This window comes from Gordonia sp. NPDC003585, assembly GCF_040610755.1.
Classification (GTDB): domain Bacteria; phylum Actinomycetota; class Actinomycetes; order Mycobacteriales; family Mycobacteriaceae; genus Gordonia.
In genome coordinates this window covers 1-10,866 of record NZ_JBEXMX010000119.1, presented here as the reverse complement: position 1 = coordinate 10,866, position 10,866 = coordinate 1, and the positions used below count along the sequence as shown (strand labels likewise).

The following is a 10,866-nucleotide window of genomic DNA, read 5'->3' as shown; positions in this document are numbered from 1 at the left end:
GTGTGGGGCGGTCCGGCAACGCTCGCCGACCTCGCCGCACTCGACGGTTCCGCTCCAGCCGCTCTCGTCGGCGCGGCGCAGACCGCCATCGACGCGGGCATCATCGGCACCGACGACGCCGGAGCCCTCGCGTTCACCCACGACCTCTACGCCGACGTCACCTACCGCCAACTGGATCCGACCCTGCGTGCGGTGCTGCACGACGCGGTGGCCAACCACCCGAGCGTCGCGGCGCAACCGCAGATGAGCGCTCACCACACTCTCGCCGCAGGCACCGACGCGTCGACGATCCTCGACGCGGTGCGCCGCGCCGAGATCGACCTGGAGAACACGCCCGCGGTCGCCGTGGATCTGTTCGACAGCATCGCCGCCCGCACCGATGGTGGACCACCGCCCCGCGTACACAGCGACCTCGCGATTGCCCTGGCTCGCTCCGGACAACTCGCCCGGGCTTCGGAGGTCGCTGCAGAGGGCCTGGCGAATGCCGCCGACATCGACGAGATCGCGAGTCTGCACAGCATCCTGCTGTTCGCCCTCGTCAACAAGGGCGACACCGATCGCGCCTGTGACCTCATCGACGAGACACTGCAATTGCCGGTCGGCGACGAGGTCACCGAGACCCTCCGCGACCTGCGCGCCTACAACCGCATCCTCGACGGCAGCCGGCCGATTCCACTGACACCGCTGTTCGACGTCGACAACGAGGCACAGAAACGGTCGGTGCAGGGTGTTGTCGGCGAGGCGTTACGACGGTTCCTCGTCGGCGACCTCGACGAAGCCTTGCGCTTGAGCATGCTCGCGTCGCGCCGGGTGGGCGACGACAAACCGGCGCCTGTGTCGGTCAACTCGTCTGCCGACGTCTGGCCTCCGCTGATCGAACTGTACGCACACGGACCCAACGCGGCAGCCGAACTTCTGACCGCCATGAGCCAGCTGCGTGCCAGCCGCGCCGCCGACTGGATGACGTCGTATCACGAACTGTCGCAGGGTGGCGTGGAGTTCTCGCTGGGCAACTTCGACGACGCCGCCGCCACATGGGACGCCGCCCTGGATCGACTGTCGGCCGCCGACATGGGCTGGACGTCGTTGGCCGAAGGCGGACAGGCTGTCATGGAAGTGCTTCGTGGTGACATCGCGGCCGCCTCGACCCGCCTCGACGACTGGGATCGCAGGTCGCTGCGGAATCAGTTCGGCATGCCCGAGGTCGAACGCGCGCGGACGCTGCTGCTCGAATCCACCCGACGTCTACGACCCGCGGCGCACCTTGCGGCGCAGACCTGGTCGCACGCCGAATCGCTCCACCTCTACACCTGGCTTGCAGTGTTCGCGCTCGACTGCGCGCGAATCGGAACCCGAGCCCGCGACAGCGATCTCCTCGACCTCGTCGCCGACGGGCTCGACGCGATGCCACACGCACCGACCCCCACGATGGCCGCGACGATCGAGTTGGCATGTGCGATGCGCTCTGGTGAACCAGCCGCGGTGATGACGACCGCCCAAGCGACCGCTGCACAACTCGCTTCCTCCGGCAACATGGTGTTGACTGCGAGCGCACTCGAGGAGTCTGCCTGTGCTGCAGCACTTCTGGGCGACAAGGACGCGGCCCGAGATGCCGCCGGGCGGGCGCTCACCCTGACCCAATCGATGGGTGCGACGACGATGTCGGCGCGGATCGCCTCCCGCCTCCGTCCGATGGGATTACGGATCGACCCGAACGCCGTCCGCGACCGGCCGCGGCACGGCTGGGAGAGCCTCACCAAGACCGAGGTCACCGTCGCCGAACTCGTGGCGGCCGGGCTCTCGGGCAGCGAGATCGCCACCCGGCTGTTCATCTCACCACGGACCGTGCAGACGCATGTGTCACACGCGCTGTCGAAGCTGGGGCTGCGGACCCGCGTCGAGCTGGCCGCGTACGTGGCGGGTAGGTAATCGTGGTTGGCGGCAAAACCTCCGTCATGACGCAGATGTTTGCGTCATCGGGAAACGCGAGAGTGGAGACACCAACAACAACCACCTCGTAGGAGAACCCCGATGAACGCAAAATCCATGATCCTGGGACTGGCCCCCTGGTTCGTCTTCAGCTTTGCCGCCGAACGCCTCGGCGCCGATCACGTCACCCTCGCCGCGATCGCGGCCTGTCTCATCGCCTTCGGCATGACCGCCTACTCGGCAGCGAAGGGGCACGGCTGGAAGATCCTGGATGTGTCCGGCGTCGTCCTGTTCGGCCTGATCGCCATTGTCGGGATCGTCGGAAACCACCAGGTCGACGAGGCGCTGGTGTTCTTCGGACGCGGCGGCTCGGCCTTCATCCTGGCCGCGATCATGGCGGTCTCGGCGTTCACCATCCCGTTCACCGAGCAGTACGCACGTGAGTCCGTCGACAAGCAGTACTGGAACACCCCGATCTTCCGTGCCAAGAACCGTCAGATCAGCCTGATCTGGGCCGGCGCCGTGGCCGCCATGGGTGTCTGCCACGTCATCGCCGGTGTCCTGGCCGCCTCGGCCGACGTCGCGGGTGCCCATCCCGGCAACATCCTGCTGAACTGGGTCATCCCGGTCGCGCTGATCGTGTTCGCCGTCAAGCGCACTCAGGCCATCGCCGAGGGTCCGACCGCCGCCACAGCACCCGCCGCCACTGCCTGACCCTCATCTCGGAATCGGAGACCATCATGACCACCGCACCGGCCCGCCCCGCACCCGTCGACCTCGCCCACCACAGCCACCTGACCGGGGTGAACGCACCCCAGCGCGAGGAGGTCGACGTAGCCGACCTCCGCATCACCGGAGAACTCCCCACAGATCTCGACGGCAGCTACCTCCGCAACGGCCCCAACCCCCGCTTCGATCCGATCGGCTCCTTCGTCTACCCCATCGACGGCGACGGCATGGTCCACCGCCTCACCATCTCCGGCGGCCGCGCCGGCTACACCAACCGGTTCGTGCGAACATCAATGGTCGCGGCCGAAGAGGCTGCGGGACATGCCATCTGGTCGGGCATCACCGACGGCTACACACCGTCGGCCGAGGAGGTCGGCGATCGGTTGGCGGGGACGGTGCGCGAACTGCCCGACATCAACATCGTCCGCCACGGTGGGCGGCTGATGGCCATGGCCGAAGCCGACCAACCGTATCTGCTCAACCCGAAAGATCTTGCGACGCTGTCGAAGACCGACTGCGACGACGCCATGCGGGTTGGCAGCACCGCACACCCCAAGATCGATCCCGCCACCGGTGAGATGGTGCTCTTCAATTACACGCTGGAGGCGCCCTACCTCACCTGGTCGGTGGTCGGCGCCGACGGTCGGTCCGTGCGGCCGCCGACCCCGATCGACGGCCTGACCGAACCGGTGATGATCCACGACATGGCACTCACCCAGCGATACGTCGTACTGTTCGTGTGCCCGTTGATCTTCGACCTCGAAGCAGTGATGACCGGTGGCTCGCTTCTGAGTTGGCGGCCCGACGACGGAACCCGGATCGCGCTGATCCCGCGCGATGGTGGTCAGGTCCGCTGGATCACGACCGAGCCGTTCTGGGTGTGGCATTTCGCGAATGCCTTCGATCGTGCAGACGGGTCGGTAACGGTTGACTACGTCGAGTGGACCTACCCCAGCGGATTCACCGACCAACCGCGCCCCGCGGCGTCGACGATCACCCGCGCGGTGATCCACCCGGATGATCGGATCGTCCGAACGGTCCTCAGCGACAACGCCATCGACATGGAGTTCCCCCGCGTCGACGACCGGCTGCTCACCCGCGATCACCGTCGTATCGCATCGGTGTCGAAGGGTCCGCACGACAGCGGATCGCAGGACAGCCTGTGGTTCCACGACATCAACGCCGACCGCGAAGAATGCTGGAGCCCCGGTGTCGCCATCGGCGAACCCATCTTCATGCCCGGCACCGACCACGACTATTGGGGCGCGATCGGCACCGATCCCGCCGACATGCGTTCGTATTTCTACGTTCTCAGCGCCGACGACCCGGCCGCCGGACCGCTCGCCACCGTCGACCTCCCCATCCGCGTCCCAGCCGGACTGCACGGGGCGTGGCTGCCGAACAGCGGCTAGACGATGGCCCGACGCACAATCGTCTGATCGCGCCCCGGTCCGACGCCGACGCACGAGATGTGTGCTCCGGCAAGATCTTCGAGTCGGAGGATGTAGTCCTGCGCGTTCTTGGGAAGTTCGTCGAACGTGGTGCACTGCGAGATGTCTTCCCACCAGCCGGGCATCTCTTCGTAAATGGGCTTGGCGTGGTGGAAGCCGGTCTGGGTCATCGGCATGTCCTCGACGCGTTCCCCGTCGACCTCGTAGGCCACGCAGATGGGGACGGTGTCGAGACTGGAGAGCACGTCGAGCTTGGTGAGGAAGTAGTCGGTGATGCCGTTGACGCGGGTGGCGTACCGCGCGATCACCGCGTCGAACCATCCACACCGACGGGCGCGACCGGTGGTGACACCGACCTCGCCACCCGTCTTCGCCAGGTAGGCACCCCACTCGTCGAAGAGTTCGGTGGGGAACGGCCCCGACCCCACGCGCGTGGTGTAGGCCTTCAGGATGCCGAGCACGGTGGTGATCTTGTTGGGGCCGATGCCCGCACCCACCGCAGCACCACCGGCCGTCGGGTTCGACGACGTCACATACGGGTACGTGCCGTGGTCGACGTCGAGGAGCGTGCCCTGCGAACCTTCGAGCAGGACCGTCTCCCCGGCTTCGAGGGCCTGGTTGAGCAGGAGTCGGGTGTCGGCGATGCGGTGCTTGAATCCCTCGGCCTGCGCCATCACCTCGTCGACCACCTGCGCGGGCTCCAGGGCCCGCCGGTTGTAGATCTTCACCAGGATCTGGTTCTTGAGTTCGAGCGCGGCCTCGACCTTCTGGGCGAGGATCTTCTCGTCGAGGACGTCGGCGACGCGCACGCCGACGCGGGCGATCTTGTCCTGGTAGCAGGGTCCGATGCCGCGTCCGGTGGTGCCGATCTTCTTGTTGCCGAGGAAGCGTTCGGTCACCTTGTCGATGGCCACGTGATACGGCATCAGCAGGTGCGCGTCGGCCGAGATCATGAGGCCGGTGGTGTCGACGTCGCGTTCCTCGAGTCCGCCCAGTTCGGTGAGCAGCACACCGGGGTCGACGACCACGCCGTTGCCGATGACGTTGTTGACGCCCGGGGTGAGGATGCCGGACGGAATCAGGTGCAGAGCAAAGGTCTCACCGCTGGGCAGTACGACGGTGTGCCCGGCGTTGTTGCCGCCCTGGTAGCGGACAACCCAGTCGAGTTTGCCGCCGAGCAGGTCGGTGGCCTTCCCCTTGCCCTCGTCGCCCCACTGGGCTCCGATAAGCACGATCGCGGGCATGTCGGGTGCTCCTTCGATGTGACGCGCTGAACAACCTGACCAACACTACTGGTTCTGACCGGTGGATACGCTATCTGCGTGTCGTTCGTGCTCATCACCCAGGCCTGGCGGTCCGACGACAAGAAGGCCGCACAGGCTGCCGTCGCCGATGCTCTGGCCGACGCCGAGGTCAGCCGAATCATCGTCGAACCGCGGGTTGCCGAACGTGTCGCCCCGACCATCGCCGACGAGGCCGACGCTTTCTTCGCCCAGATCATCGCCGCACTGATGGTCGCCGAACGGCTCGACGTCGAGGTCGCGTACGTTCCGGCCGAGGCCACCACCGCGACCCGTCGCTACGGCCTGCCCCATGGACCCGCTGCCCGCGAACTCGCCGAGCACGGGACCGCGCAGACGATCCCCCTCATCCGCGACGACGCCGCGACGGTCGTCGTCGGCCGGGCGCGCCACCTCGGTGCGGAAGGGGCGAAGCTGCACGGCGAGACCTACGTCGACAACGACCGACTCTTCGACGGCGAGGTTCGCAGCATCCGCATCGAGCCCACCGTCGACGAACCGGGTGTGCGCGCCCAGGTGGAACGCCTGCTGCGGCCCGGCCGTTGGTTCCACGGACGGGCCGCGCAGACCGGTGGCACCAACGTCGTGGTCGAACGGGAGGGCATCGTGAATCCGCGCGTCGTGAAACGGTCGACGTTCTATCGCCACCACGTCGACCTGCTGTTGGTCCGACCCTCTCTCGCACAGCAATGAGCGCGACTCCGATCCGGCCGGGCATGCGCGACATCGCCCGCGCCGTCCGACCCGGCCCGATCTTCCTCGGGTTGATCGCGGCGGCGATCGTCGGCGGCTGGATGTGCGCGCAATCGGAGGCCGGACGCAACGGCATGGCCATCGGCGGCACCTGGCTGCTGGTGTTGAGCGGCTGGATGATCTCGCTGTGCCTGCACGAGTTCGCGCACGCCGTGACGGCATTCCGGTTCGGCGACCGCAACACCGAGACCCGCGGCTACCTCACGTTGAATCCGTTGCGCTACGCCCATGCCGGCCTGTCGATCGTGCTGCCGCTGCTGTTCATCCTGCTCGGCGGCATCGGCTTTCCCGGCGGTGCCGTCTACGTCAACCAGGCCGGGTTCACCCGGGCGCAGCGCACCATCGTGTCGCTGGCCGGTCCGGCGACCAACCTGGTTCTCGGCGCCCTGCTCCTCGGACTCGTCCGCTTCCTCGGGTCCGACGCCGACTACGGCACAATCGGCGGCTTCCTCGTCGCGGGCACCGACGGCCTCAACCTGTGGGGCGCGTTGTCGATGTTGGCGTTCCTGCAGATCACCGCGGCCGTGCTGAACCTGCTGCCGGTGCCCGGGTTCGACGGTTACGGCGCCATCGAGCCCTACCTCGCCGACAACACCCGACGCTCGGTCGAGAAGATCGCCCCGTACGGGTTCCTCATCGTGTTCGCGCTGCTGTTCATCCCGGTCCTCAACGAGGCGTTCTTCGACTTCATCTACTGGCTGTTCGGTCTCTCCGGGGTGCCGTCGGTGCTCGCATCCCTCGGCTGGAACCTCTTCATGTTCTGGCGCTGAAGGATTGGGCCGTAATGCTCTGATCTCGCGCTCGCCCGGGCAATAGTGTCGAGGGAGACCATTCAAGGAGGCACTAGTGAGCACCCACGACATCCGCATGGTCGTCTTGTCGACGGACAATCTCGACGAGTCGATCAACTTCTACAGCGAGACCCTCGGGATGGGACTGAAGTTCCGCGACGGCGCCCATTTCGCGGCACTCGACGGCGGATCCATCACCCTCGCCCTCGCCACCGCCGTCGACCACCCGATCCACGGGCAGGTCGTCGTCGGGATCAAGACCGACGACGTCGACGGTGCAGCGAAAGCCATCGAGGCGAGCGGCGGCGGGATCGTCAAAGGCCCGTACGACGACGCGCATGAACGCCGTGCCGTGGTCTACGACAACAAGGGCAACGGCCTGGTCTTCTACAGCCCACTCCATCGCTGACGCTTCCGGGACCCTTTCCGCCCGCGCCCACCGACCCCAGCCTGCGGGGAATCTGTACGTAGGAGGCCGACCAAGTGGACTGTGCACTTGGACGCGCTCCCAGGTACAGATTCCAGCGAGCATCGCTCGACATTTCTAGAACACGTTCTAGTATTGCGCCGTGGACATGACCAAGAAATCAGTACTCGTGACCGGCGGCGGTAGCGGAATCGGCGCCGGCGTAGCGGCGAACCTCGCCGAGTGTGGCGCGGCGGTGACGATCGTCGGACGCGACGCCGACCGGCTCGACGCGACCGCTGACCGCATCAACCAGAACATCGGCCGTTCGGCCGTGCACTGCCACGCAGCCGACGTGACGGACGAAGATCAAGTCGCCGCGGCCGTGGCATCCGCAGTCACTCACGGCGACGGCCTCCACGGCGTGCTGGCGTGCGCGGGCGGCAGCGAGACCATCGGCCCGATCACCCAGATGGACACCGAGGCGTGGAAACGCACCGTCGACCTCAACGTCAACGGCACCATGTTCACCGTCAAACACAGTGCGCGTGAATTGGTCCGATCTGGCGGCGGCAGTTTTGTCGCGATCTCGTCGATCGCCGCGAGCAACACGCACCGATGGTTCGGGGCCTACGGCGTCACCAAGTCGGCGGTCGACCATCTCGTCGAGCTGGCCGCCGACGAACTCGGCGCGAGTTCGGTGCGCGTCAACGGGATTCGGCCGGGACTCATCCGCACCGACCTCGTCGCACCCATTCTCGGCGACGAGACGCTGAGTGCCGATTATCGAGGCGCGACGCCACTGCCGCGGGTCGGCGAGGTCGAGGACATCGCCTGGCTGGCAACGTTCCTGCTCAGCGATCACGCGCGCTGGATCACCGGGCAGGTCATCAACGTCGACGGCGGCCAGATGCTGCGTCGCGGACCGGATTTCAGCTCGATGCTCGAGCCCCTGTTCGGCGCGGACGGCCTGCGCGGCGTGGTCGCTGCCACCGAATGACTGCTCAGCGGAACGGCAGGAAGTAGTCGTCGAGGGTGACCAGACGCAACTTTCGGTCGCGAATGATCTCGACCAGCTCGTCGTAGACATGCGTCACCGGCCTGCGGTTGGCATGCCCGATCACCACCGATTGCGGTCGAAAGTACTTGCGCGCGTTCTCGATCAGGATCTTCTCGGTGATCACGCGGGAGTCCTCCAACGTCCCGTACCAGACGGTCGACGCGGGATATCCGACGTCGGCGGCGACCGCGTCGACCCGATTGGTGCGACGCCCATACGGCGGCCGATAGTACGGCGATCCGTCGACCCCAAAGGTGTTGCGCAAGAAACGTTTCGTCTTCTGCAGTTCGTCGACGATCACCGACTCGGGCACCCGGGTCAGATTGGGATGCGTCCACGTGTGATTGCCGAGCTGGATCTGGCCCGAGTCGACGAGCCGACGCAGCCGCACTCGGTGGTCTGTCCAGCTCGGATATGAGCCGGTGACGAAGAAGGTGAACCGCGCGCCGGTGTCCTCGGCGAAACGGATGTAGGACTCCACCACGGCGGAGTCGGCGCCGTCGTCGATCGTGAGCGCCATGTGCCGGCCCGGCCCGGGCAACGCCTTGATCGGATTCGGCGGCAAGGGTCGGCGGCTCTTCACGTCGGGCGGCAGCAGTCCCGCAGGCGACGGACGCTCACCGGGAACGGCCTGGGGCACCCCGGGGAGCGGTGGGAGCGAGAGGGGCGGCAGCCCGGGCAGTCGAATGGTCGGGCCCGGTTGAGCGGATGCCACCGGAGCCGTGACGCCCAGCGCGGTCGCGGTCCCGGCGGCAAGCACGGTCAGGAATTGGCGACGATCCATTCGAAAATGGTAATCCCACTCGTCACTTTAGTCACTTCAGTCACAAGCGACGGTAGCGCGTCACCAGGTCATTTCCTCCCGACAAGCGCGTTGCTGGGTGACCGGATCCACCTGGACCGTCGCGTGGTCGAGGCCGTACCGCGCGAGAACCGCCTGCGCGGCCGGCAGCACCTCGGCGTTGGGATGACTGCTACCGAGGTGAACGGTGGCGACGTCCATACCGGTCGTGAGTGACCATACGTGCAGGTCATGTACGTCGTCGACGACGTCGAGCGCAGCCAGGTCCGCTCGGAGCGCCTCCACGTCGACATGCGCGGGAGCCTGCTGGTTGAGGATGCGCAGGGCATCGGTGGCGAGCCGGACCGCACGCGGCACCACCCACAGCGCGATGAGGACGGCGACGATCACATCCGCGTAGCCCCAGCCGGTGGTCATGGCCACGACTCCGGCGATGAGCACCCCGACACTGCCGACGGCGTCGGCCAGCACCTCGAGATAGGCACCGCGCACCGCGATCGATTCCTTGGCGTCGGCCTTCAGCAGCAGCATGACACCGAGGTTGACCGCGAGACCGATGATCGCGACGATCACCAGTGTCAGGCCAGGAACCTCGGGATCGGTGCCGATGCGTCGCACCGCCTCGTAGAGAACGAAGGCGGCAACGCCGATGAGGAGCACGGCGTTGGCGACCGCGGTGAAGACCTCGGCGCGGTACCAGCCAAAGCTGCGTGCGTCGGTCGTTCGGCCATGGCGGGCCAGCAACAACGCCGCCAGGCCCATCATCAGGGCGACCACGTCGGTGAGCATGTGCCCCGCGTCGGCGATCAGGGCCAGCGAGTTGACCACGATCCCGGTGATCAGCTCGATCACAAAGAATCCGCCGATCAGCGCGACAGCAACCGCCATCGGCCAGATCCTGCGGCCGCTCGCCGACGTCGGCGTTGGTCCGTGTGAGTGCGAATGCCCGTGTGAATGACCCATAGCCAGCTCAATATATGCATGAGTTCGCATGCATTGCAATGATTGGAATTAGGTCTACCTAATTCCGACAGTGATCATCGCAGCGTCGCGACCGCCGACGATCGTCGCAGTCCGGCAACCATCAAGAGGTCGACGAGCAAGGATCGGATCTCGGCCAGCAAGGCCGTCTCCGACAGATCCGCGCCGGCCGCGAGTTCTTTACGGGCCTTGCGCACGATCGTCCGCAGCACCCGGGCGGCGTCGGCCTCGTCGGGCTCCTCCCCCGGATCCGCCATCATCATCTTGCGCAGGATCTCGAAGGCACCCGAGAGGTCCGTGATGATCTCGACCATCTCGGGACGCACCGTCTCGCCGCGCTGCACCTTCGACAACGAGCGTCGCGCGATGATGCGAAAGTTGCGGACCGCGTTGTCAATGGGATCGGCGGTCGCCGAGATGCGTTGGATACGCAGCCGCGACGTCCAATACAGCGGCGACACCCGCGTCACCTCACGGCCGCCACGCATGTCCGAACGCATCGTGTTGATAGCGCCCTGTGTGCCACGCGCCGTCTCCAGCGCCGCCGCCACCTCTTCGGCATTGCCGGTACTGAGGCCGACGGCAAGTTGCCGAGCGGCGTCGCGCACGGTCGCGAGCACTCCGGCGGCATCCCGCCGGGCCCGCGTCGCCGGATTGACCGGG

Annotated in this window: 10 protein-coding genes and 1 pseudogene; 7 read left to right on the top strand and 4 right to left on the bottom strand. The window is 66.6% G+C overall.

The genetic code is table 11. The annotated features are described in order from the left end of the window. The 3 genes from ABZW74_RS22690 to ABZW74_RS22680 form a co-directional block, all read left to right on the top strand. Positions 1–1,929 (top strand): helix-turn-helix transcriptional regulator (locus tag ABZW74_RS22690; protein ID WP_355279555.1); only part of this gene is annotated, 1,929 nt, incomplete at its 5' end. 102 nt (positions 1,930–2,031) lie between these two features. Further along, positions 2,032–2,643, top strand: a complete 612-nt coding sequence (locus tag ABZW74_RS22685; protein ID WP_355279552.1) for a hypothetical protein — start codon at positions 2,032–2,034, stop codon at positions 2,641–2,643. A 26-nt stretch (positions 2,644–2,669) separates the two neighbouring features. Beyond that, positions 2,670–4,070 carry a carotenoid oxygenase family protein gene (locus ABZW74_RS22680; RefSeq protein ID WP_355279549.1) on the top strand — a complete coding sequence of 467 codons (1,401 nt, stop codon included), beginning with the start codon at positions 2,670–2,672 and terminating at the stop codon, positions 4,068–4,070. Here ABZW74_RS22680 and ABZW74_RS22675 read toward each other — a convergent pair. Further along, the gene (locus ABZW74_RS22675) at positions 4,067–5,353 is read right to left on the bottom strand and encodes an adenylosuccinate synthase (RefSeq protein ID WP_240859344.1); all 1,287 of its coding nucleotides are present in this window, start codon (positions 5,351–5,353) and stop codon (positions 4,067–4,069) included. The two genes, ABZW74_RS22680 and ABZW74_RS22675, sit on opposite strands and share 4 nt — an antisense overlap. A 78-nt stretch (positions 5,354–5,431) precedes the next feature. On the opposite strand from ABZW74_RS22675, the gene ABZW74_RS22670 reads away from it, so the two are divergent. The 4 genes from ABZW74_RS22670 (at position 5,432) to ABZW74_RS22655 (ending at position 8,360) form a co-directional block, all read left to right on the top strand. Further along, positions 5,432–6,103: a hypothetical protein gene (locus ABZW74_RS22670; RefSeq protein WP_355279546.1), complete on the top strand. Its 672-nt coding sequence runs from the start codon at positions 5,432–5,434 to the stop codon at positions 6,101–6,103. Continuing rightward, positions 6,100–6,933: a site-2 protease family protein gene (locus tag ABZW74_RS22665; protein ID WP_355279544.1), complete on the top strand. Its 834-nt coding sequence runs from the start codon at positions 6,100–6,102 to the stop codon at positions 6,931–6,933. The genes ABZW74_RS22670 and ABZW74_RS22665 overlap by 4 nt, the downstream gene beginning before the upstream one ends. Before the next feature lie 76 nt (positions 6,934–7,009). Further along, positions 7,010–7,363 (top strand): VOC family protein, encoded by a 354-nt coding sequence (locus ABZW74_RS22660; protein ID WP_240859350.1) that lies wholly within the window; start codon positions 7,010–7,012, stop codon positions 7,361–7,363. Positions 7,364–7,529: 166 nt separating this feature from the next. Beyond that, positions 7,530–8,360: an SDR family oxidoreductase gene (locus tag ABZW74_RS22655; RefSeq protein WP_240859352.1), complete on the top strand. Its 831-nt coding sequence runs from the start codon at positions 7,530–7,532 to the stop codon at positions 8,358–8,360. A 4-nt stretch (positions 8,361–8,364) separates the two neighbouring features. On the opposite strand, the gene ABZW74_RS22650 is transcribed toward ABZW74_RS22655, so the two are convergent. The 3 genes and pseudogenes from ABZW74_RS22650 to ABZW74_RS22640 all read right to left on the bottom strand — a co-directional run. Continuing rightward, entirely contained in the window at positions 8,365–9,204 is an 840-nt protein-coding gene (locus tag ABZW74_RS22650) for a polysaccharide deacetylase family protein (protein WP_355279540.1), read from the bottom strand. Positions 9,205–9,264: 60 nt separating this feature from the next. Beyond that, positions 9,265–10,185: a cation diffusion facilitator family transporter gene (locus ABZW74_RS22645; RefSeq protein WP_240859356.1), complete on the bottom strand. Its 921-nt coding sequence runs from the start codon at positions 10,183–10,185 to the stop codon at positions 9,265–9,267. Between the two features lie 74 nt (positions 10,186–10,259). Then, positions 10,260–10,866 (bottom strand): annotated as a pseudogene (locus ABZW74_RS22640) (aromatic acid exporter family protein); the annotation flags it as partial.

Bases quoted from the DNA above. Each gene is read 5' to 3' on its own strand.
- ABZW74_RS22685 (WP_355279552.1), top strand. From the start codon at position 2,032: ATGAACGCAAAATCCATGATCCTGGGACTGGCCCCCTGGTTCGTCTTC.
- ABZW74_RS22680 (WP_355279549.1), top strand. From the start codon at position 2,670: ATGACCACCGCACCGGCCCGCCCCGCACCCGTCGACCTCGCCCACCAC.
- ABZW74_RS22675 (WP_240859344.1), bottom strand. From the start codon at position 5,353: ATGCCCGCGATCGTGCTTATCGGAGCCCAGTGGGGCGACGAGGGCAAG.
- ABZW74_RS22665 (WP_355279544.1), top strand. From the start codon at position 6,100: ATGAGCGCGACTCCGATCCGGCCGGGCATGCGCGACATCGCCCGCGCC.
- ABZW74_RS22655 (WP_240859352.1), top strand. From the start codon at position 7,530: ATGACCAAGAAATCAGTACTCGTGACCGGCGGCGGTAGCGGAATCGGC.
- ABZW74_RS22650 (WP_355279540.1), bottom strand. From the start codon at position 9,204: ATGGATCGTCGCCAATTCCTGACCGTGCTTGCCGCCGGGACCGCGACC.
- ABZW74_RS22645 (WP_240859356.1), bottom strand. From the start codon at position 10,185: ATGGGTCATTCACACGGGCATTCGCACTCACACGGACCAACGCCGACG.